20 protein-coding genes are annotated in these 21,056 nt (G+C 65.4%); 8 read left to right on the plus strand and 12 right to left on the minus strand.

Annotated features, from left to right (window positions below; genetic code table 11):
• Nucleotides 1-74: 74 nt before the first annotated feature.
• The 9 genes from AKJ09_RS36470 to AKJ09_RS36505 form a co-directional block, all read right to left on the minus strand.
• Entirely contained in the window at nt 75-1,856 is a 1,782-nt protein-coding gene (locus AKJ09_RS36470; protein WP_146652458.1) for an IgGFc-binding protein, read from the minus strand.
• Nucleotides 1,853-3,247, minus strand: a complete 1,395-nt coding sequence (locus AKJ09_RS36475; RefSeq protein WP_146656002.1) for an RCC1 domain-containing protein — start codon at nt 3,245-3,247, stop codon at nt 1,853-1,855. Before AKJ09_RS36475 ends, AKJ09_RS36470 begins: the two co-directional genes overlap by 4 nt.
• On the minus strand, nt 3,222-4,571 hold the full coding sequence (locus tag AKJ09_RS36480) for a hypothetical protein (RefSeq protein WP_146652459.1): 1,350 nt from the start codon (nt 4,569-4,571) through the stop codon (nt 3,222-3,224). Before AKJ09_RS36480 ends, AKJ09_RS36475 begins: the two co-directional genes overlap by 26 nt.
• Nucleotides 4,568-5,782: a WD40/YVTN/BNR-like repeat-containing protein gene (locus AKJ09_RS36485; protein ID WP_146652460.1), complete on the minus strand. Its 1,215-nt coding sequence runs from the start codon at nt 5,780-5,782 to the stop codon at nt 4,568-4,570. The genes AKJ09_RS36480 and AKJ09_RS36485 overlap by 4 nt, the downstream gene beginning before the upstream one ends.
• A complete protein-coding gene (locus tag AKJ09_RS36490; protein WP_146652461.1) occupies nt 5,779-6,966 on the minus strand; it encodes a hypothetical protein in 1,188 nt (395 codons plus the stop codon). Before AKJ09_RS36490 ends, AKJ09_RS36485 begins: the two co-directional genes overlap by 4 nt.
• 75 nt (nt 6,967-7,041) lie before the next feature.
• Nucleotides 7,042-8,568: a sigma-70 family RNA polymerase sigma factor gene (locus tag AKJ09_RS36495; RefSeq protein ID WP_146652462.1), complete on the minus strand. Its 1,527-nt coding sequence runs from the start codon at nt 8,566-8,568 to the stop codon at nt 7,042-7,044.
• A gap of 15 nt (nt 8,569-8,583) precedes the next feature.
• On the minus strand, nt 8,584-9,567 hold the full coding sequence (locus AKJ09_RS36500) for a hypothetical protein (protein WP_169928153.1): 984 nt from the start codon (nt 9,565-9,567) through the stop codon (nt 8,584-8,586).
• Nucleotides 9,568-9,580: 13 nt separating this feature from the next.
• The gene (locus AKJ09_RS53550; protein WP_169928154.1) at nt 9,581-9,736 is read right to left on the minus strand and encodes a hypothetical protein; all 156 of its coding nucleotides are present in this window, start codon (nt 9,734-9,736) and stop codon (nt 9,581-9,583) included.
• A 45-nt stretch (nt 9,737-9,781) separates the two neighbouring features.
• Entirely contained in the window at nt 9,782-10,195 is a 414-nt protein-coding gene (locus tag AKJ09_RS36505; RefSeq protein WP_146652464.1) for a RidA family protein, read from the minus strand.
• Nucleotides 10,196-10,397: 202 nt separating this feature from the next.
• Here AKJ09_RS36505 and AKJ09_RS36510 point away from each other — a divergent pair, with 202 nt between their 5' ends.
• Nucleotides 10,398-10,583: a hypothetical protein gene (locus AKJ09_RS36510; RefSeq protein ID WP_146652465.1), complete on the plus strand. Its 186-nt coding sequence runs from the start codon at nt 10,398-10,400 to the stop codon at nt 10,581-10,583.
• Between the two features lie 439 nt (nt 10,584-11,022).
• Entirely contained in the window at nt 11,023-12,213 is a 1,191-nt protein-coding gene (locus tag AKJ09_RS36515; protein ID WP_146652466.1) for a hypothetical protein, read from the plus strand.
• Nucleotides 12,214-12,398: 185 nt separating this feature from the next.
• On the opposite strand, the gene AKJ09_RS36520 is transcribed toward AKJ09_RS36515, so the two are convergent.
• Nucleotides 12,399-13,211 (minus strand): CDP-alcohol phosphatidyltransferase family protein, encoded by an 813-nt coding sequence (locus AKJ09_RS36520; protein WP_146652467.1) that lies wholly within the window; start codon nt 13,209-13,211, stop codon nt 12,399-12,401.
• Nucleotides 13,212-13,540: 329 nt separating this feature from the next.
• Between AKJ09_RS36520 and AKJ09_RS36525 the strand changes: the two genes are divergently transcribed.
• Complete coding sequence (locus tag AKJ09_RS36525; RefSeq protein WP_146652468.1) at nt 13,541-14,194, plus strand: SPOR domain-containing protein; 654 nt, start codon at nt 13,541-13,543, stop codon at nt 14,192-14,194.
• A 141-nt stretch (nt 14,195-14,335) separates the two neighbouring features.
• Here the strand turns inward: AKJ09_RS36525 and AKJ09_RS36530 are convergent, their stop codons facing one another.
• A complete protein-coding gene (locus AKJ09_RS36530) occupies nt 14,336-14,668 on the minus strand; it encodes a hypothetical protein (protein ID WP_205633908.1) in 333 nt (110 codons plus the stop codon).
• Nucleotides 14,669-14,859: 191 nt separating this feature from the next.
• Here AKJ09_RS36530 and AKJ09_RS36535 point away from each other — a divergent pair, with 191 nt between their 5' ends.
• The 5 genes from AKJ09_RS36535 to AKJ09_RS36550 all read left to right on the plus strand — a co-directional run bounded on the left by AKJ09_RS36535 (nt 14,860) and on the right by AKJ09_RS36550 (nt 19,201).
• Nucleotides 14,860-15,861 carry a DKNYY domain-containing protein gene (locus AKJ09_RS36535; protein WP_205633909.1) on the plus strand — a complete coding sequence of 334 codons (1,002 nt, stop codon included), beginning with the start codon at nt 14,860-14,862 and terminating at the stop codon, nt 15,859-15,861.
• A 336-nt stretch (nt 15,862-16,197) separates the two neighbouring features.
• On the plus strand, nt 16,198-16,734 hold the full coding sequence (locus AKJ09_RS36540) for a hypothetical protein (protein ID WP_146652470.1): 537 nt from the start codon (nt 16,198-16,200) through the stop codon (nt 16,732-16,734).
• The gene (locus AKJ09_RS55730) at nt 16,731-16,853 is read left to right on the plus strand and encodes a hypothetical protein (RefSeq protein WP_275936678.1); all 123 of its coding nucleotides are present in this window, start codon (nt 16,731-16,733) and stop codon (nt 16,851-16,853) included. Before AKJ09_RS36540 ends, AKJ09_RS55730 begins: the two co-directional genes overlap by 4 nt.
• A gap of 469 nt (nt 16,854-17,322) precedes the next feature.
• Nucleotides 17,323-18,516: a ferritin-like domain-containing protein gene (locus AKJ09_RS36545; protein WP_146652471.1), complete on the plus strand. Its 1,194-nt coding sequence runs from the start codon at nt 17,323-17,325 to the stop codon at nt 18,514-18,516.
• A 280-nt stretch (nt 18,517-18,796) separates the two neighbouring features.
• Complete coding sequence (locus AKJ09_RS36550; protein ID WP_146652472.1) at nt 18,797-19,201, plus strand: hypothetical protein; 405 nt, start codon at nt 18,797-18,799, stop codon at nt 19,199-19,201.
• Between the two features lie 56 nt (nt 19,202-19,257).
• Here AKJ09_RS36550 and AKJ09_RS36555 read toward each other — a convergent pair whose 3' ends face one another.
• Nucleotides 19,258-20,922 (minus strand): RCC1 domain-containing protein, encoded by a 1,665-nt coding sequence (locus tag AKJ09_RS36555; RefSeq protein ID WP_146652473.1) that lies wholly within the window; start codon nt 20,920-20,922, stop codon nt 19,258-19,260.
• Between the last annotated feature and the right edge of the window lie 134 nt (nt 20,923-21,056).

Consider the following 21,056-nt stretch of genomic DNA (forward strand, 5'->3'; position numbering starts at 1 on the left):
ATCGTTCATCAGGAGAACTCGCGACAGTTTTTTCGGCGCTGCAGCGACTCGAGTTCGAGCCCCAGTGCCATCCCTCAACGAATGGGCGGGAGCGGGGTGATCACGAGTTTACGTTGCGCCATCCCACCCGGATATGCGTAGCTTGCGCAGAAGGACCATCCCCACAATGTCGCGGTAAACGGGCCGTCGCTTCGCATTCGCTGGAGCCCGGTCTTGCAGACGCTCTCGCCAAACTTGTCGCCGGGGCCGTCGTTTCGAGAGAGATCGACTCGCACGAATTCGTAGTCACCCTTCGTTCCAATCGGGCGAAAGCCCGTCAGGTTGCCGGCGCACTCGAGCCAAACGTTCTTGAACTCACCGCTGCTCTTTGCCCTCACGATGACGAGGGAGGTGTCCCCGTACGTGGGATCCGCATAGAAGCTGTAGGAGCTCTGATATTGCCCGGTAGGGACGACGTTGACGAACTCGGGATCCCCGCGTCCACCGAACGCAGTGTCGCCTCCGGTTGGCCCCATCATCCCTTGCCGCTGACCGCTCATGTACGCGGCGAGGTAGACGGGATGATCAGGATCCTGAGAGCGAACGATAAACGCGTCTCCGGTGCCATGAGTGAATGTAACGACCTCGCCGGCGTTCATCGTGAGCGGCGCGCCAGGCGGCTTCACGGGATCGTAGTCGAGGACGGTCCCATCTCGTGCTGCGACGATACGATATGCGATGAGCTCGTGCTCGTTACCAAGGCGCGGGCGGTAGCCGACGCCCACGTATTCCGAGCCCCACTGATTGAAGGCCGGAATCTGCTGGTGGAGGATGTCGCACGTTCCACCGGTGATCGGCACGTCCGCGCAGGAGTTTCCGCCGAACATCGTCGTCGGCTTTGTCGAAGTGACGATGCTCCCGGAGAGCTCTTCGCTTTGTGTAAACTGCAACACCGAACCCTTGCCGAGCCGGTACGTTACCGGCGTTCCAGCCAGGGTCCCCGACAATCCGTTTCCGTCCTGGATATCGCGTTTGGGAAGGATCGTCACCTCGGTGTCGTCCTCGGACGCGACGATTTGCGCGGCTGGCAGTCCACTTCGTCCGGCTTCCCAGGCGTTGATCAGGATGTGCTGTTTCTCCCACGTTGCGACGGGAAAAATGAGCGTCGCGGAAGGCACCATGCTGCGCGCGCCACCGAACGGATAGATCGAGGTGACGGAGATCGGCATCGTGGACTTCAGATGAAACGCGGAGCCGAACCCGCTGCCATCTGGCAACGTATCCGTATACGACGCAGGGACGATGCCGTTCGGACACGGCGCTTGGTCGTCGGCCACCGGCCCGCCGGGGGCGGCATCCGACGCGAACAGGATCGCGCTCTCTCCTGAAGCGAGCGGGCCGATATGGGGCGTCAGCGTCGCGTCGCCCGGGTTCGTACGGTAGAGCGATCGGGAGATATCGAGGGCCTCGCCTTCGAGCTCGAGGGAGAGGTCTACTGGCTGGGTCGATGTGTTGACGACATATACGGCATAGCAAGACTGAGGCCATCTCTTGCTGTATCGCGCTGTCTGAAAGTAGAACTCACATCCGTCCGAGCGCTTGTCCGCGGCCGCTGCTGCGCAGGGATGTTGGCAAATCGCCTCGCCGCAGGCGAGGTCGTCGGCGCATCGCTCGACGACTTCCCCCGTGCATGTCCTTACGACGGAGCGCCCATCGAGCGAGCATTGGAACTTACAGTCTCCCGAGCTCGCGTCGCCTTCGACTTCCAGGGTGGGTGGCGGTGCAAAATCACGGCGCCGCTCGTCGGCACAAGCCACGGCGTAGGCCGTCGCAAAGGCGAGGGGCACGGCGATCCAAAGCGATCGAAGACTCTTCATGGCAACACTACTTCCTGCGGAGTCACACTCGGTACCTTGCTCCTGCCGTTGCCGAGCTGCCCGCTGAAGTTCGTGCCCCAACAGTAGACTTTCCCGCTCGTGAGGAGCGCGCAGGTCGCGCCCGGCAACGTCTTCACCTGCGCAGCAGGGCCCGGCAGGCCGACGACGCGGACCGCTTCGTACGCATGCTCCTTCGTCCCATCGCCAGCTTGACCGCTTCCGTTGTATCCCCAGCAGTACACGGCGCCGGACGCCCCGATCGCGCACCTCCGGTCTGGTTGGATGGCCGGCGGGTAGACACCCCAGTTGATCGACGTTCGCGTAGTCGAGATCCGTACGACCGGCTCGGGCGTCACGACAGGCGCGGGGAGCGCTCGAGCGAGGCTCGGCCGTTCTCCCTGGATGCTCGGCTCGTAGTTCCGGAGCGTGGCTGTCCCCCAGCAGTAGCCGACACCGCCCACGGCGGCGCAAGCGTTGTCTTCGGCGACATCGATCGCCGTGACGGATCCGAGCGCGCTCGGCTGAGGATACGGATCCGGGTACAGCGACGAGACACGCGCGAGCGGCGGGTTGGCCCCCCAACTCACGACCGTCTTGTCTGCGCGCACGACGAAGGTGGCATTCCCGACCAGGAGATCGTCGATGGGCGCTCCAGGCGGAATCGCGGCCGCTTGGGGGGCGAGAACGGCAGACGACCGCTCGCTCTCGAAGGGAGCGATCTGGCCGTATTGGTTCCATCCCCAACAAACGACGCCGTCGTCGACGAGTGCGCATCCTGTGACGAGGCCCACGGCGACTTTCCTCGCCGCCGGGATGTCGAGCTTCACCGGCGAGGGCTCGGTCGTGACGGCTGTCACGGGATCGCGAAGAAACGGCCCGGTTCCCCAGCAAAAGACCGCACCGTTCTTGTCGACGGCACACGTATGATCGAGCGAGACGATGTCCTTCACTCCAGGAACGCGCGCCGCCGTCGCGCTGTCCGCCGTCGCCTCATCGCCACGACCAAGCTGTCCCGCTCCGCCGGCCCCCCAGCAGGCGACGGTCCCGTCGCGCAGGAGCACGCAGAACCCTTCGCCTCGATCGTCGTCTGGACTACCGCGGTCGTCGACACGACCGCGCGTCGTCGTCAGTGCCGTGGCACACGGATCGGTCGCGCACTGAACCGGAAGAGGCCCGCCGTCGAACGGCGTTGCGGCGTCGACCACCGGCGTGGGTTCCGCGGCGGCGTCGGGAGTCGGCGAAACGTCGGACGCCGCGTCACTCCCGTCGACGTGTGGGGCTTCACTATCCGCGCTCGAGCAGCTCGCGCCGAAAAAGCCGGCCGTGACGCACGCGCCGAGGACGAGCGCGCTCGACCACCGCAGCTCAAGGAGTCGTCTTGTGTAGTGCATAACCAGCTCCGACCGCCCAGAGGTCGAGGTCAGATGATCCTCGAATTTGATAGATGGCCGCGTTTAGCCATCCTCCGTTGAGGGAAATGGAAGATATTTCGTATTCCCCGGCGCCCCATACATCCTTGTTCTGGACGACGAGCTTGAGTCCGCCGAGCCAGAGTGGTTGGCCCGGGGCCGTCCACATCGAGAGATACGCGCTCTCGTCCCACGCGCGTACCCGCGGGATCGGAGAGGCTTCGACCGAATACGCACCACCGTTCGACGAGATGCGTGCGATGTTGCGACCTCCGTTGAGGGCGACGACGGTGCTCCCGGAAGTCGCCAGCACGTCGGTCAGCCACCCCGTCGCGCTGTCGACCAAAATCGTCCCCGCCCTCGCTTCGCACTTCGCCGGCAGTGGCGGAAAGCCGCCTCCCATTTGGGCGGTGGCGTCGGCAATCCGGCGGTACTCGCCGAGCCGCTTCGTCACGACGATGGCGCAGTTGCGCGAGTCCCACACGCTCCCGCCTCTTCCACCAACGAACCAGAGCTCGTTCTGGCCGGTGGCCGTTGCGCCGAGGAAGAAGAGCTGCTCATCGTCGCGATCGAGATCGTCGGCGACGTACTCGACGACCCAGGCAGCGTTGCCAGCAGCGTCGCTCGCGAGGTGATAGATGGCGTTGCCGTACCAGGCGTAGACGTCGCCGGCGCTGGTGCCGAAGACCCCCAACGCCGTGAACTCGGAGTTCGTCGCCGAGGACTTGGGGCGTCCGAAATAATGGTTGGGGAAATAATCCATACCCGGCGAGTCGTACGCCGGAATGCGACTTTCGAGCTGCTGGGAGGTCCACGTCCACGACTTCTGTTGCGGCGGGGCACCGAGATTCCGTTTGCCGTGATAGACGGTGTGCGGCGCGACGGTGAAGTAGATCTCGTTTTCGTTGGGCGACCAGATCTTCCCGACGTACGCTCCGCGCCCGGACTCGTTCTGCGTATTGTCGTCGATGTAAGACCAACTCGCGGCCGACTCAGCCCACTCGAGGACCTTGACTCCTAGGTTGGGGCTTTCCGCAACGGCAAAGGCGCGGCCTGGAAGGACCGAAATGTCCCTGAGGGTCAGGTTCGTATCGGGGAGAGTCGTCGGACACCAGCCTGAGGGACTGCAGCTCGGCGCATCGGTCGTAGCGTCCGACCTGGCATCGATCGGGGCCTCGGCGTCGGGCACGACGGCTGTTCCGGAGTCCCGCTCCGGTGCGGGTGCGAGAACATCGTGCTCGGAGCTGGCGCATGCCGCAGCGGTTGCGAGCACGACAGACATGCATGCGAAGACGACCCGCCTCATGGCTTCCCTCCGAGAGAGAGAACGACTCCCTGCCCGCCGATCCAGACATGTCCTGGCGATGGCATCCACACGGCGGTCAGCTTCGGGCGGCGCGTCCCGAGACCAGCGATCTTCATCCGCGACCAGGACTTACCGTCGTAATGGAGAACCGTCGCGGCGTCGCCCACTGCCCAGATATCGGAAGGTGACGAGCCCCAGATTGCATGAAGGTCGTTGACCGTCGGGATGTCGGAGACGATGTCCCAGGTCACGGAGTGACCCGTGTAATGGCGAACGATGCCCTTTGCACCTACCGCCCAGGCCTCGGATCCCGACGCCGCCCATACACCGTGGAGCGAGTCCGACGTTTGACTATTGAACGCGCGCACGTCGGGGGTGTCACTCTCCGCGTTCGTGATGTGAAGCGCGGCACCGGCATGGCCAACCGCCCAGAGATCGTTCGCCGACGAGCCATGAACGCTCGTCATGTCACCGCACCAGATCTCCTTGCACAGCTCCCAGTCGATCGCGTCACTGAGCTCGAAGGTTCCGCTGTCCGAGGCGCGAACGCGCCAGACGCCGGCTGTTCGATTGCCGGCGCAGCCGTTGGACTCACAGATGTTCTCCGTCGCGCCCCAGAGCCAGGCTGCTCCGGGCGCGGAGAATGCCGAGACGAGAGCCCTCTTCCAGCTGAAGTAGTCCCATGAATGGACGGTTTGTTCGACGGGTAGCCAGCCGCCGGCGGACGGGGCTCCCGCGTCCGGGACCTCGATCCCGCGGGCGTAGAGCTCGGTGAGTGACACGACCGCGACCTCCGCCGAGTCGCGAAGCCAGAGCGCATGCACGGACTTCTGCTGGCCGATATCGGAACGTGTCCAGGAGACCCCGTCGAAGTGCGCGACGGCTCCGAGTGCCCCGGCGACCCACACGTCTCGCTCGGAGCGTCCGACGATGGCGTTGATTTGCGTCCGTGCGTCGAGACCGCCGTTCGTGCCGAAGGGCCCGTTCGGACAGAGGGCGTCCGCGGAGCACTCTTCCGGGAAGTACTCGCAGTCAGTGCACGGAGCGGCATCGCCGTCGGAGGCTGCGTCGGCTTGCGCAGCGTCGACGGTTAGCGGAACAGAGGCATCGTGCTCGACCAGCACGGCTCCTTCGTCGCCCGCACAGGCGTTGAGCAGGCCGGTGAGCGACATCGCCGCGATACCGGCAACTACAAGATGACAGGTTCTCATCGCGCCGTCGGTCCTCCGTCGCCCTGCTCGCACGGCTCGATCACGCATTGCCCACCGACGCACGCCTGGCCGACGAGCGCATCGCAAGCGATGCCGCAGCCACCGCAGTTCTTAGGGTCGCTGTCGATATTGGTCTCGCAGTCGTCCGCGGGGTTCCCGTTGCAGTCGGCTCTACCCTTCGCGCATTGACGACTGCATGTGCCAAAGGTGCAGATGCCGACGCTGTACTTCCGACGATCGGAGTTGCATGGGTAGCCGCAGGACCCACAGTTGCTCGGATCCGTGGCGAGATCGACGCATTCTCCGTCGCAATACGTCTTCCCGGCGGGGCACAGGCATTCGTATTTGTCTGTCTTCTTGCTGTAGCGGCAGTCTTGGTCCGCAGGGCAGGCGTTGCCGCACGCGCCGCAGTCGGTGCGGGTCGCCAACGACGCCTCGCAGCCGTTCAGAGCGTTGCCATCGCAATCGCCCCAGTTGGACCAGCATTTCATGTGTCCGCACTCGCCGTGCTCGCATCCGAAGTATGCGTTCTCCCGCTCACCCCAGTTGCCCGGATCGCAGGCGTTGCGGCAGGCTCCGCAGTTGTAGTCGTTGTTGTCCGGATCGACGCAGCCAATGTCGGAAGACCATGGCGACGGAGGGCACGCTAGCCCTTTGTCGCAACCGCAGGTGTAGCCGGAGATGGTTGGGACGCAGGGCTTGTTCGGGTCCGTACATCGGGTGCCGCACGCACCGCAGTTGTTTGGGTCATCCGGTTTGGTCTCGCAACCGTTGTCGGCGACGCCATCGCAATCCATTGCGAATGGGATGTTGCACGCGAGCGCGCAGCGGCCCTCGATGCATTCGAACCTTTCGTAAATCGTCGCCATCGGACACGCCGCGCCGCAGGCTCCGCAATTGTCTCGGTCCGTCTTCAGGTTGACGTCGCAAGGGAAGCGGGAGTTTTCGCAGGTCGTATAGCCCTCGGGACACTGGTTTGATGGGCAGTACGCGACCAACGCTCTCCCGTCACCGGCGTCGTCCGGTGGACGAGTGAACGAAGGCGCCTGCCCGTCAGCGCCACAGAAGCCGGTTTCACAATCGTCGCCGATCGACAGCGTCTGAGTGGAATCGACGCAGGCTGCCATTGCCACGAAGAGCGTCAGTGCGACACCCCACGCGACGGTCATTCTCGAGATTCGCATGCGTCCTCAGCCCATGTGCTCATGGGGATCGATGCAGAGTCCCCATGTACTCATGAGGATGCGGACAGGGAGTTGTCAGGGATTGCCCACGCAGCTCGTGGAGATGCGACGGGTGAGGGGACTCTTTTGATGACTATCGAGGAAGGCCTTGCCCTCGCGTACGGCTTCTTCGCGACGGTTGAGGCCGCAAAGGGCGACGATGCGCTCGACGACGCGGTCGTTTGCGAACCAACCATTCGGGAAGAGACGAGCGTGCTCGTCGAGCAAGCTGAGCGCCCGTTGCCCGTCGCCACCTCGAAGTGCATGGCGCGCCTCCCCGAGCAGCTGAGACTCTCTCTCGAGCGTGTCGGTGGTTCCGCGGTCGTCTCGAGCCTTCGAGTCCGTGCTCGTGTTCACCGCGGCCGCCACCTCCGGTTTTTTCGCGGTCGCTTTTGCGGTTGTTGTTGCCTTCGCGGTCGCGCTTGGGAGCGCGGCAACCGGAACGGAGTCCATGGTGATGGGCGAACGAGGGGCTTCCGGCGGGCTCGCCACAGCCGTCGTCGGCTCGTTCGTGGCGGCGGCCTGCACGGTCGCGACCGGACCAAGCGCGTTCGAGTCGAGTGGCGCCGACGTGAGTTCGAAGCGGTCCTCGTGTACGAGCCATCGGCCGACCAGCGCGAGTGCGACGCACGACACCCCGGCGAGCTTCAGCCATAGCGGAACTCCGGCCACGATGGACGACGCCTGCGGGGGTCCGAGAGAGCTCAGCCTACGGTTCGCCGTGTCGCCGAGTTGCCCGCCTCGACCGCCCTCGGGCGAGCCCATCGCCGCTTCGGCGTCGATCGAAGATCGGACCTTCTCGAGGACGCGCTCCGCATCGCCGTCGGCGGGCTCGTAGATGCTCCCTAGCAGCAGCAGTGGCGACCGTCGCTTTTCGGGGTCGGTGCTCACGTTGGACCTCCAGCCGTCACGTGCACGATGCCTCGCGAGGCTCGCGTCGAGATGCGCGCGCGCCACGCGCAGACGGCTCGTTGCGGTGCGCTCGTTGATGCCTAGAATCTCGGCGATCTCGGCAACGGGTCTTTCTTCGATGTCCGCAAGGACGAGAATGGCGCGTCTGTCGGGATCGAGCTGCTCGAGGATCTCTTCGAGGATGCGTATGGTCTCGCTCGTCTCAGCAGTCTGATCGGGCGCGCCTGCCGAGGGGGCGGGGATGATGTCGACGTTCGCGTCGATATCCGTGTGAACCATCCGTCGCCGGTGCGAGCGACGATGCCGCTGGACGACCCGAAAGAGCAGCGCGAAGAGCCACCCCCGCGGCGACCCCTTCAACTCATGCGTCCCGAGCAGACGATGAACGACGACGAATGTCTCTTGAACGACGTCGTCCGCCTCGGCGCGGCTTACCCCCAGACGTCGCGCGCTTCTCCAGACGTACGCGAACTCCGCCCGGTAAAGCTCGGCGAAGAGAGATTCCACGGATGCAGTGTGCGAAGTCACGACGGCCCTGCCGGGACGGGGTGATGTCGGCTCCTCGGCCGCGGACCGCGGCGCGGGATCGAGACGAGCATCCTGCGTCCAGGAGATAACCATCGTAGTTAGTCTTCCGCGAGGCCGGCCCATGATCGGGAAAAGTGATCACGGCAGGACGATTTCGGCGCCGAAGCTGAAACGCAGGGCAACACGCTCGGGTTCGTAGAGGTACTGTTTGCTCCCCGGAGCCCCGAGGATGACGATTGGTGTGTCCACAGGAAGGAGGACGTCAGCCCGGGCCACCGCGCGAACGCGACGAGCGAGGTCGAGCTCGCAGCGCGCTCCAAGCACGCCGGTGGGCCATGCCGTCCAAGCGGACTTCGGTGAGCGGATCCCGAACCCCTCCACGCGCATGTAGGTCAGCTCCAAGTTGGCGGCGGGCCCGAACGCGAACGGCCCGAGCGGGACCATGTACGCTCCGAAGATCCCGACGGCGAACGTGTCGAACGATGCACCCGCACCGAGGGCGGGCTCGAAGACTGGACGCTGGCGGAACGAGAAAGCGCCGAGCGCCCCAACCCGAAAGCGTCGAAGGTCGAGCGCCGCAGACGCGAAGATGCCGGCACCGAGGCGGGGGAGGCTGCCTGACCCGATCGCGGAGCCCACCCCGAGCGCCACACGGTTCGGCGGAGCGAGGGGTTCGCGCTCGCCCTTCGCGACTAGCCGCGCGAGGGGAGGGGCCTCGGGCGCTGGCGCTACGGCGGCAGGAGTCTCCCTCTCGCGCGACGGTGAGGCTCTCGTGGGATCGATCGCCAACGAGATCGCGACAGCGGCCGCCTCGGCGAGCGCCGCACAAGACGTGCCTTCGATCGTGCGCGTGTCTTCGGCTTCGTCGGCGCGTATCGTCAGCTCGAGCTCGAAGTGTGCGTCACCCGTCTTCTGGAGCACGCCTCTTGCCATCACTCCGCCGGGAATGGTCGGCGGTGCGCGAAGGATCTGCTCCACACGCTGGACGACAAACGTTGCATCGGGGCAGCCTTCGGCGGCCTCCCACGCAAGCTCGAGCGGCGCCGGTGCACTGTCGGCGTAGGCGTGCCGAGCACCGCTCACCACAACTACGAACACCGCGAGTGCCGTTCTCGCGTCCACTTCGTGTCGCATGCTATCGCGGAACGGCAGGGCGTTCTACAATCCCATAGAGCTGCACGAGCGTATCGAGCAAGTCGATCGAGAACGCCGATGCCCGGACGAGGAGATAACGTTCGTCGTCGATCGCGATCATCGCGCGCGACGGATCGATGTCGATCCGACGGAACATCGGTTCGAATTCGGTGCAGCGGGCTTGTCGGGTGGGGGCCCGGGATCAGCGGGCGAGGGCGGTGACCTCGACCTCGATTAGCCAGTCCGGCTGGGCGAGGCGGGAGACCTCCAGCAGGGTGTCCGCGGGGTAAGGCTCGGTGAGGAACTCGCCGCGCAGGGTGATCACGTCGTCGAGGTTTTTGGCCATGTCTCGGACGAAGATCCCGACCTTGACGACGTCGGTGAGGTCCAGGCCCGCCTCGGCCAGCACCCGCTCGACGTTGCGGAACGCCTGGCGGCCCTGCGCGAGGAACCCGCCCTCGACGGTGTTGCCCCGCTCGTCGAACCCGGCCTGCCCGGAGACGTACACGACGCCGTTGGCCTTGATCGCTTGCGAGATGCGGTAGGGCGCGTACCAGTCGGGGGTCGTGGCGATCTTCTCGATGGCGGGGGCGGCGGTAACGGTCTGTGCGGTCATGACTGTTCCTCAGAATCAAATGCAGCCATCTGCATATTTGGCGTGTACACGGACAGGGTGATCACGTGTGCCCTGCTGTCAACCGGATGACGAGGAGCGATGTGGCCGCGCAGATCTGGGAGTGCCATGTGCCTGTCTGCTCTTCTCGACATGGCGGTTCGGACACCGCCATCGCATCACGCTCAGGGGCCGGAGCCTCGTCTTGCCACGCATCGTCGGTTCGAGCGTCGCGATCCTGTGCGCGCAGATCTACGGCGGGCGCACGCTCGATGCCTTTACCGTCGAGCTCTCCTTCACGAGCCGCCGGCGGTTCGGCTTCAAGGTCTACGATGCGGACGAGCTCGGCGATTTCTTAACGCGCCTCGAGCAACGACGATGCGGGCGTTAGCGATGCTCCGCTACGAGCGAGGACACTTCGAAGACAGTCACGAGCATCGGCCGTCTCGTATTAGGCTTCGCGCCCACGGCGAAGGCAAAGCGACGACTCGGACGAGCCGCCTTCTTCCTCGTCATCGTCCTGGGCGCGGCCGCCACGATGCTCTTTTCACGTCGCGTGGCGCGCCGCGGGAAGCGGGAACTCAGGACGCGTCGGCGCACGCCGCGACGCAGCAAGATGCAGAGATCTCCGAGCCGTTTCACGGCGGCAGAGTGCCTTCCGCGAGCAGCACACCCCCCTTCGACGACATCCGTCGAGACGTGGCCTCGAGATTCGCGTTGGTCGGATGGTGCTCGAATCGAAGGCGCGGTCGAAGGCGCAACAGGCGATGAGCGTCGCAACGGGCAATGTCTCTGGTCGTTCGCTGACCGGATGCCCTAGGCTAGAGCGGATGCAGCGCATACCTCTCGTACTCGCAACGCTTGGCATCGCGCTGGTTGCGGCGTGCGCGATCGTGGAGGCGCCAGCGCCTCCGACGAGTGCCTCGACCCCTGCGGATGCCGCGCCGCCTTCCTTCACCGAAGGGGACGCCGCCTCGCCCGCGCCGACCCAAAGCCCGTTCAGCTTCGAGCCGCTTCCGTTCGACCAAGCACCGTCGATGCTCGCGGTGGTCGGCGACAGGCCGGTGTATGCCGTGCTGGCCTCGGAGAAGCGCCTTTGGCTGAGAACGGGCTCACACTACTTCGAGGGGCATAAGTGGGGGCCCGCCGTGTCGTTCGAGCACAGCGGAGCGACGTTCCGTGCGCTTCATGGCTACGACATTCCGTTCACCTCTTCGGACAACGAGCCCCCTCGCGTGTACGTGGCAGAGAGCGATGCCACCCTGCGACCGATCACCCCCGAGGGCATCGGGGCACCGGTCGAGTTCTGCACGGCGCCCACGAGCTGCCGCACGACGGCCGATGTCGTGAGCGTGACTGGCCCTGGCCCCGGGCCCACCCACGCGCGAGGCGCCGTGTGGATGGTCCGAGATCCCGAGGGCATCGCGTTCTATACGGAAGAGTCGTCCTCGCGCTTGGTGCGCACTGCGCTCGCGCCGATCGGGGGGACGAGCCGTTTGCTCGAGCTCGTCGACGACCCTCCCGGCGTCGCCACGGCGATTGAGCATGATGGGAAGTGGACCCTCGTGCGTCTCGCGGCCGACGCCGCCACCGTGCGCGACGAGGTCGCACTACCGGAGGGCTTCCAATATGTGCATCTTGCACGCGGCGCAACCTCGGGCAGCGGGCAAGAATCGCACGACGCTCTACACGTGCTGGTGGCCGGTGCCGAAGGCGGCGAGGCGGCGCTGCAGCTCAGTTCTGACGGGCCCTCATTGAGCTGGCATTGGCGCGCCTCGGTATCTGCCGAGGCCTCGTGGTACCGACGCCTATCGACGTTGCTCAGTGGCGACGCCTACGCTGGCTGCTACGTCTCCGGCACCGACCTCTTCTGTCGAGACTCGAAAGGCGAGCCCGTCGGGCGCACCCCCAGCGTGCTGGCAGCGTCGAGCCAGGGAGACCATGTGTTCGCTCTTGTGGAAGTGACAGCTGGCAAGTATGCCGCCGACGTCGCAGCCTACTTCGGGCCCATCTTCCCGTAGTCGCGCCACGTGACAACTGGCGGAATGGCTGATGCACCACTTCCCGAGCTCGCACTGAACCTTGCCGAGGCGCTCGCCCGGGGGCCCGGTGTCCGCCGCAAGCGACGCGCGACGTTACCCGAGAGTCCGCTGGATTCGGTGCTAGCGAATCGTGACGCTGCGTCCGACACTCGCCTCGCAACCAACTACGCAGCTCGGTCGTCGTCGATCGTCGCCTCACGCGAGGGCTGGCTCACGCCGGGTGAGCGGCCGAAGCGGAGAATGAGCCCCAGCCATCCGCGTCCGAGGTAGAGCAGGTTGATCGCGGCGTAGACCCAGAACATCACGTCGAGCCGCCCGAGCAGCGCGAAGATCCAGATATGACTCGGGTAGTGGTTCAAGAAGCGGAGGAACGTCGTCACGAGTCCGCCGATGCGGCCCACGAGCGACGTGGGCTTTGCTTCGACGACCGCCTCGTAGTGTGCTTCGACCGTCTGAGCGCGCCCACTCACCTCCGGGCGGCGGACGAAGTTCGTGAGCGACGTTGCCGACGCGAGGATGATCGCGGCTCCGGTCGCGGCGAGGAGGAACGTCGGTGTTCCGGGGCGCCACTCGGTGCCGTCGAACCCGAGGCCGCCGCCGCGCCAGAAGCGGATCGGTAGCGCCGCAGCGAGCAATACTGCCTTGATCTCGTCGGTGAAGAAGTCGAAGAGATGACCTTCCTTCGAGGCGATCTTTTTGAAGCGTGCGAGCATGCCGTCGACGCAATCGAGGCAATACGACAGCTCGAGGACGGCGACGGCGATGAGGCCGCCGCGGTAGTCGGGGATCGCGACGAGGAGCGCCATCGACACGACGAAGACGAACAGGTTGAGGAGCGTGACCTGGTTCGGCGTGATGGGAGTCTTCGCGAAGATCCCGACGACGAATGCCGCGACCGGACGCATCATGTACACGTTGAAGACGAGGTCGTGCTTCTTCCGCGTCGTGCGGTAAATCTCGAGAGCGGTACGGATCATCTTCGAATCGTTTCCATCACACCTCGGCCAGCGGCTTGTCCAGTTCGAGGGGTTGGTGACGGTGCCTGCGAGCTCGAAAGCGCGTCCTTAGGGGGCTCATTCTGCATGATGTGGGGGAGCGTGTTTGCAAACTCATCCGAGAACAAACGCCGTTGGGAGACAAAGCGTCGCGCGAGCGACGTCGTCTCGTATCCGACAACGAACGAAATTGCGGATCCGGGCGCCAGCTCGACGAGCAAAGCGTGCGAAGCGCACCAAGCGACCGGTGCGCTCGGTCACTCATCGCAGGACAAATGCAGGTAGCGCCTCACCGCATGCGTTCCTGGCCGATGCGTCTTCGTCTCCTGGTGATGGTGGTGCTGGTTTCGACCTTCCTCGGCTCCACCAACGAAGCCAAGGCCTGCTGGTGTGGCTACTCCGCCCATGTCGGCCGCGCGGCGGTCACCGAACCGATGCCGAACAACGACTCTTGCCCGGTCGCTTGGGATCCCTCCGTCATTCGCGAATGGGCGACGTGGATCGTCCGGCTCGACGAAGTCCTGCCAGCAGGCGCGAGCCTCGAGGCCTTCGGGACGCCGGCGGTCGTGAAGTCCGCGAGCGAGCAGCTCGATGTCGACTGGCAGGACCTTCCAGGGCTGTTCGACGGCGTCGCGAAACTCCAATCGGACTCGGCCCGCGTCGAACGAGCACGCGCGATGAACGCGCAGGTCTACACCGTTCAGATCTTTGCCAGCGCAACGAGTGCGGGCGCCGCACGGATCGCCGAGCGCGCGAACGAGGCGGAGGTCGAAGACGATGGATTCTTCTTCGCTGGTGACGTCCCGGCGACGAATCCCATGGCTCACGTGATCGAGGAGACGGTGCGTGGACGGCGCATGCACAAAGTCCTGATCGGCGCGTTCCTCGACCGTCCGGCGGCGCTTCGCACCTCGCACACCCTCGCGCGGAACCTCGGAATCCCGACCTTCGTCCGTGCACTCTAGAGCGCAACTCGGTTGCGCTGATTGAATAGTCAAACGGAGTTCGCGACAGACTTGTGCAAAGGACCGAGGATTTCGGGGCCCTCGCCCACCGTGGGCCCCGAAATTCTCGGTCCGTGCAAGTGGTCGCCGCAGTCGTCGACGTCAGCGGGCTACCTTGTGCACGGTAACCTCGCCGGTCGTGATCTGTGGCGGGTTGGGAAGCAGCGAAGTCAGCCTCTCGTGGACGAGGGTGGCAGCTCGTCGATTCGACTCCTCGACGCCAGCCTTGTCCTGAAAGACGCTGGTGGAGAGCACGACTCCACCGTCCGCTTCGATCCAGTCGTAGGAGACGAACCCTGGGATGTCCAAGACGAGCGGTAGATAAGCCTCTTCCACCAAGCGCCCGACCTCACGAGGATTGGTCACTCCCTCGTATCTTCGTACGGCCGCGTACATGACGTCCTCCTTGTGCGGGAAGTGCGCGGTTCGCTGCATGCCGCGTGCCCTTGGCGAGCCGCCAGCTCATCGCTGGATCTGACTCCGACATCGCTCGAGAGCGCGACCACGCCTGGACCGTTCGCCAACTCGTTCGTACCAACGAAGCGCGCGAGACAGGCAAGACGCCCCGTCGCGCGCGACCCCTCGTTGCACCTGTGCTGCTGCGCTGGTACTCGCTACGCATGGGCGTGAGTACCCGCTATTTCGTTCGCAACGGCGTAGTCGCCTGTGAGCTGACGGGCTACGGCCGGACCATCGAGATCGACACCACCCTCGATCTCGCGTCATGGCGCGACCTCGGAGATGGCTACGCGGTCGACGCGCGCACAGTCGTGAGAGCCGGTGAGACGATCGACGACGCCGACGCCTCCACCTTCACTCTCCTGCGTGGCGGATGGGCCAAGGACGCCAACACTGTCTACAACGACGGCGCACCGGCCGACGCGCCCGACGACGGCCCGTGGGATCCAGCCTCCTTTGTCGCCTTTGGCGCGCGCTACATCGCTGACCGACGAGGCGTCTTCTGTTGGCGCTACGGCTACGACTGCTACGAGCTCAGCCTCGTTGACGGGGCCGCGGCCACATCCTTCGAGGAGATCGGCCTCACCTTCGGCCGCGACTGCGCATCGGGCGTGCTCTACAACAACGGCGTCGTCGAGCCCCAGATCGATGCCCCGACGTTCGAGCTTCGCGGCCGGTGGTTCGCCGTCGATCGGACGACCGTGCATCACCTTTGCTATGGCGGGAAGCACACCGACACTGTGTCGCTTGCTCGGCTCGACGCCGACGCGAGCACCTTCATCATCCTCGGCGAGCACTACGCTGCGGATGCGCGCACCGTCTTCTACTTTCTCAACGACGACGGCGATGCTGATCTCGCAGAGCTACGCGCCTTGCCCGATGTGGTGCCGTCGGATTTCGAGTCTCTTCCAGCGATCGACCCTGGATATGCGCGCGCCGGCGACCGCATCCTCAACCATGGGGAGGTCGAACGAGGAATTGCCGACGCGCGCACGTTCACGGCGCTCGCCCCTGGCTTTTGCCGAGACGCGCAGCATGTCTATCGCATGACGCGCACGCTCCGTGAGTTCGCGGGCGCGCAGACGTACAGCGTCGAGGTGCTCGTCCCCGCAGTCGTAGCCGGCGCGGATCCCGAGCACTTCACGCCCAGCGACTCCGAGCGCGAATGACGCTCCGCGCGCTCGATAAAGGAATCGCGATCGCGCGCGGCACGATCTTCTCGTCGCGCCAGCGGTTCTCGAGCTGCATCCGCATGAGCACGACGAACCCGTGGCCTCGCGCATCGAGCGCGGTCGCCTCGCGCATCGAGCGCGGTCGCCTCGCGGTCGCTGCGTGGCTGCACAACGTGCTCGAGGGGCGCGTCGTCTGCCGCTGCTTCCAGGGAGGCTCGAGCGCTAGCGTTCTCGCCAGTGGCTCGGGATCACTCGAGCCCATTTTTTTTCGAAGGCGCGTGAGAACGCAACGACGTCCAAGTTCGATACCGAATTTCATACGTCGATAGCGTCATGACATCGTCAGTCCCCAACGCGCCGAAGCTCACCGTCGAGCTCGCGGTCGAAAGCCCTGTCGTCCACGACGTCGATCTCGTCGCGGTCGGCGTCATCACCTCGGGGGCGAGAGCTCCGTTGCAGGGAGCCGTGGCGGAGATCGACCGCTTGCTCGGCGGGCGCGTCGAACGCATGCGTCGCGACCACGGCGACGCCGAATCTGTCTTGGTGGACGGGGCTCCGGCGATCAAGGCGCGGCGAGTGCTTCTCCTCTGGCTCGGCGACGAAGCCACGCTCGACCTGGCACGACTCGAAGACGCTGCCTCGCGCGCGGTTCGACGCGCACTCGAAGTCGGCGCACGCGCGGTCGGGTTCGCGCCGGGCCTCCACGATGCAGGCGTGACGAAGCTCGCCGTCGACGCCGTTGCGCGCGCGGTCGCCTCCGGCGCACGTGCAGCCTTCGCCTCGGCAGGCGACACGCGAGGCGACCTCGTCTTCGCACTCGAGGTCTCCGAGCGAAATCGAGCGCTCGCCGCGGAAGGGCTCTCCTCGTGAACGTGCGGCGCCTCCTCGGACTCGCCGCGACCCTCACGGCGTGCGGTCAACGTGCCAATCCCGGCGTCGTGACGGCGTCCGAGTTTCGCCTCGTCGACGGCGGTGATCCGCTCACGTAGGACCGCGTTACGGGCCTGCTGCAATTTCGCAAAAGACGGACTACGTCCACTGAGGCGCGGGCGTTCCTTGCTCCGTCACGGGTGTTTCGTTTTCCTTCTCTCCGAGGTCGTCGAATACCAGGACAACAACCGCGACGATCCGATGCGTTGGGGAGCGCAATTCGTCACGCTTCGTCCCTCGGCGGACTGAAGGGAAGGCCGGCATGACACGCCCGCCTTCCACTTTGTGCCACAGAGTGCCAGCCATCGCGGGGGCTCGAGGAATATAGGGACTGTATGCAGCGGAGGGGTGGCACGCTGCGTGCTCGGTGCCGGGCCCATGCGCCCTCGTGACTTGTCTTCGCTCTTCGCCGCCATTCTCGCTCTGAGCGCGACTGGCAGTTCGATCGTGGCTTGTGGTGGGGGGGTCGATGGACCCGCCGCTTCGTCCGATTCGCCGCCCAGGACGAACAACCCTACGAACCCTAGCGTGCCGTACACGTCTCCCTTTGCCTGCTATCCGGAGCAGAAGGCCTTCGAGGCGCTCCGCGTCTCGCTCGGCGTGGACTACATCTCGTATCGGTGGAACGATGGTTCTGGCGGCGTCGTCCAAACGTCGGATCAGGCCGGCGAGCCGTGCAAGTCGGCGAGCAATCAGGACGCATGCACCACGGCACTCGCCGAGGCAAATAGCAATACCTCGCTATTTAGCACCGTCGGATCGCTCTCCGCGATCTCCTTTCTGGTGGTCACTCAAGGCGACGACGTGATCGTCGTAGGTAGTCGACAGGCCATGCTCGATCTCTTCGGCTCGATCGACAGCCCGGCGAAAGCTTACTTCATCGCGAGGCAAGGCAGCTACCAACCGACCTGCGACTCCCCATGGATCGCCGAAGTCGACGGCTCGTGGATCCTTCGCGCGTCGAGGATCGTGAAGGACTGCCCGATCCAGTACGCGGACGTCGTACTCCGCATCGGTCGTGACGGCACCGTGTCCGAAGTCGAACGTACATTGCGCGCCGAGACGAATAGCTGCGCAGGTCGCCGTCCCGAGGGGCTCGTTCCCGCGATGGCGTCGGCGTCGTCCGTCGTGGGCTCGTGGTTCGCGACGATGGCGCACCTCGAAGCGGCATCCGTCCACGCCTTCCGCGTCCTCCGGGACGAGCTCGTCCAGCACGGTGCGCCGAAGACGCTCGTGGCTCGCGCCGAACGCGCGATGCGCGACGAAGTTCGGCATGCCGCGATGATGGGCCGCTTCGCCCGTCGCCACGGTGCAGCGGTTGCCGCCGTCGTCGTCGCACCTCACGCACATCGTTCGCTCGAGGAGATGGCGCTCGAGAACGCGCGCGAGGGCTGCGTTCGCGAGCTCTATGGCGCGCTCGAAGCCTCCTGGCAGGCGGCGTCGGCGACCGACCCAGAGCTGGCGCAGACCATGAAGACGATCGCCGACGACGAGACGCGGCACGCCGAGCTCTCTCTCGACGTCGCCGAGTGGCTGTCCACCAAGCTCGACGCCGTCGCGAACGCTCGCATCGCCGCGGTTCGTATCGCCGCGTTCCGCGAGCTCGCTGACGAGGTCGCGCGCGGCCGCTCCAGCGATCTCGAGCGCGTGGGCCTACCGAACGCCGCCGAAGCGGCGTTCCTCGTCGAACGTCTCGAAAGCGCGCTCGCCGTCGCAGCCTGACGGGAGCACGCTTCGCGGGTGTCTGCGGCGCTTCGCAATTTGGGGCGCCTAGAGCCATGAGCGCGCCCTAGGTCATGTGGCGGAGCCCGCCCCGGCGCAGTACCGCGAGAGTGGGCGTCCGCTCGAGCACCGAATCCAAGGTGCGCGCGCCGCCTGAGCGCCACCGTCGAACGGACGCACATGGCGCTCGTCTTGCAGCGACGGCGAGGGTCCCGCCTACTTGCATGCAGTGGCGGGAACGCGGGTGTTTGCGTGCGTAGATCATGAACTGGAGCGTGTCATGAGAACCCTCTTGATGATGTCCGTCGCGGGGATGATCGCGTTGTCCGTAGGCGCCTGCCAGTCCGAGCAGAAATCCGAACAGAAGCTATGCGCAGCAGCCTCGTCATTCCGCGTCCACGTCGCCGAGCTCGATCGGATGACCCCGCAGTCGACCGTCGCGGAATTGCGCGCCGCGACCGATAGGGTCAACAACGACGCGAATGAAATTCAGAGGACCGCGCGCAAGATGAACACGCCGACAGCAGAGCAATTCAACGCTGCGGTGAAGCAACTGAAACGTGACTCCGACGCCATGCCGAGCAACGCGACACTCGGAGACGTTCAAGGTCAGCTCGCCACGGACGTGCGAAATGTACGGATCACCGGACAAGCGCTTACGACAGAAGCCGGCTGTCCCGCGTAGATGCTAACTGAAGGTGCCCGCGAGCCGCCCGGTCCACGTCACCCTGTTCGAGTGAGTTAGAACGTCACGGGGATCGGCGTGGGGGCATCCGTGAACGTGCCGTTGCCGAGTTGACCATCGGCGTTTCGCCCCCAGCAGACGAAGCCGCTGGCCATTGCCGCGCAGATGTACTGGTCGCCGACCATGATCTTGGTTGCGCCGGAGACGCTCGGGATCGACAGGGGCGCGGTCACGTGGATGATCGTCGCGTCGCTGGTGAGCGTTTTCCAGTAGTTGTCGCCCCAACAGGAGACCGTTCCACCCTTGCGTGCGCAGGAGACGTCGCCTCGCGTGGAGATCTCGTCCACCGAACCGGAGAGCCCTTGCACCGCGACCGGCGTCGGTCGGTCGGTCTCGGATCCGTCGCCGAGCTGTCCGGTGCCGTTCCAGCCCCAACATCGGACCGATCCGTTGCCGAGGAGGGCGCATACGTGGGCGACGCCGGCGCGGATCGCCACGACGTTCGAACCGAGACCGACGACGCCTGATGGAACCAAGACCTTGGCGACTCCGCTTCCGTCACCGACTTGCCCCAAGCCGTTGCCGCCCCAGCATTTCACCGCGCCGGCGCCGAGCCGTGCGCAGGTCGCAGAGCCCCCCGCGGTGACCTCGAGCACTCCGCTGAGACCCGAGACGGGCACCGCGCGCGGGCGATTGGTCGTCGATCCGTCTCCCAGCTGACCATATTGGTTGTCGCCCCAACACTGCACTTCGCCGCTGACGAGCAACGCACACGCGTGGCTCACCCCCATCGCGATCTGCTTGACCGGGCCGCTCAGGTTCGTGACGTCGACGGGCTTGGTACTGATCGAGATGTTCGTCGGGGCGCCGAGCTGACCTTGGGCATTGTTGCCCCAGCACTTGACCCCGCCGACATTCGTCACCGCGCACGAAAACCACGCACTCAGAGCGACGTGCGTAGCACCACCGCCGAGGTCGACGACGTTCGTAGGGGTGGGCACCTTCGTGGGGCTGGACGTTCCGGTTCCGATCTGCCCATGGTCGTTGGACCCCCAGCAGCGCACCGTCCCTTGGCTGGTGAGACCACACGTGTGGCCGGACCCAGGAACGAGCGTGGGGGTGATGGATCCGACCGGGACGGCGTTGCACGTCGTCCCGCTGAGAGCGGTTCCGACGGGGCACTCGGGTCGGCATTTCGCCTGGTCACAGCGCGCGCTGCCACCCTGGGGGACGTCGCATGTTTTGCCGCACGATCCGCAGTTGAGCGGATCACTCGCGATCGCTCGGCAGACACCTCCACAATCGACCGCGTCGCCGCCGCAAGCGAGAGGTGGCGGCGCGCCCGGCACGCACGTCGTGCCTTGAAGCTCGTATCCCGAGGCGCAGCTTCGGGTGCACGTTCCGTTCTTGCACGCGATGTTTCCGTGCGCGGGGGCCTTGCCGCACGTCACACCGCATCCCCCGCAGTTCGTCTCGCTCGACGACGTTTTTGTCTCGCACCCGTCACTCGGATCGCCGTTGCAGTCGGCCGTTTGCGGTGAGCACACCCCGGATGGGTTCACGCCGTCGTCGTCAGGAGGCGTTTCGCCGGTCTCGTCGCGGCCGCCGTCTCGCGTCGACGTGATCGCGGCCTGTTCACTGTCGCTGCTGCATCCGGCAAGCGAGCTCAGCGCCGCGAGGACCGCGACGCGGAAGGAGAAGAGCGAAATACGATACCGCATACCTCTGAGTGCTCATCGTCGAGGTCGGCTACGAAGAAATCTTCGCGCGCGTGACGACGAGCTCACTTTGCGTTCCACGCCACGAAACGAGCTGCGTTGAGCGCCTGCCGAGGCACTAAACGACTCCCGCGCCA

It is taken from the genome of Labilithrix luteola, from assembly GCF_001263205.1.
GTDB lineage: Bacteria > Myxococcota_A > Polyangia > Polyangiales > Polyangiaceae > Labilithrix > Labilithrix luteola.

Coding starts and splice junctions, on each gene's coding strand:
- AKJ09_RS36555 (WP_146652473.1), bottom strand. CDS start 20,922: ATGCGGTATCGTATTTCGCTCTTCTCCTTCCGCGTCGCGGTCCTCGCG.
- AKJ09_RS36550 (WP_146652472.1), top strand. CDS start 18,797: ATGAGAACCCTCTTGATGATGTCCGTCGCGGGGATGATCGCGTTGTCC.
- AKJ09_RS36540 (WP_146652470.1), top strand. CDS start 16,198: ATGACATCGTCAGTCCCCAACGCGCCGAAGCTCACCGTCGAGCTCGCG.
- AKJ09_RS36490 (WP_146652461.1), bottom strand. CDS start 6,966: ATGCGAATCTCGAGAATGACCGTCGCGTGGGGTGTCGCACTGACGCTC.
- AKJ09_RS36505 (WP_146652464.1), bottom strand. CDS start 10,195: ATGACCGCACAGACCGTTACCGCCGCCCCCGCCATCGAGAAGATCGCC.
- AKJ09_RS36470 (WP_146652458.1), bottom strand. CDS start 1,856: ATGAAGAGTCTTCGATCGCTTTGGATCGCCGTGCCCCTCGCCTTTGCG.
- AKJ09_RS36480 (WP_146652459.1), bottom strand. CDS start 4,571: ATGAGGCGGGTCGTCTTCGCATGCATGTCTGTCGTGCTCGCAACCGCT.
- AKJ09_RS36530 (WP_205633908.1), bottom strand. CDS start 14,668: ATGCAGCGAACCGCGCACTTCCCGCACAAGGAGGACGTCATGTACGCG.
- AKJ09_RS36525 (WP_146652468.1), top strand. CDS start 13,541: ATGCGTCTTCGTCTCCTGGTGATGGTGGTGCTGGTTTCGACCTTCCTC.
- AKJ09_RS36475 (WP_146656002.1), bottom strand. CDS start 3,247: ATGCACTACACAAGACGACTCCTTGAGCTGCGGTGGTCGAGCGCGCTC.
- AKJ09_RS36515 (WP_146652466.1), top strand. CDS start 11,023: ATGCAGCGCATACCTCTCGTACTCGCAACGCTTGGCATCGCGCTGGTT.
- AKJ09_RS36495 (WP_146652462.1), bottom strand. CDS start 8,568: ATGGGCCGGCCTCGCGGAAGACTAACTACGATGGTTATCTCCTGGACG.
- AKJ09_RS36485 (WP_146652460.1), bottom strand. CDS start 5,782: ATGAGAACCTGTCATCTTGTAGTTGCCGGTATCGCGGCGATGTCGCTC.
- AKJ09_RS53550 (WP_169928154.1), bottom strand. CDS start 9,736: ATGTTCCGTCGGATCGACATCGATCCGTCGCGCGCGATGATCGCGATC.
- AKJ09_RS36520 (WP_146652467.1), bottom strand. CDS start 13,211: ATGATCCGTACCGCTCTCGAGATTTACCGCACGACGCGGAAGAAGCAC.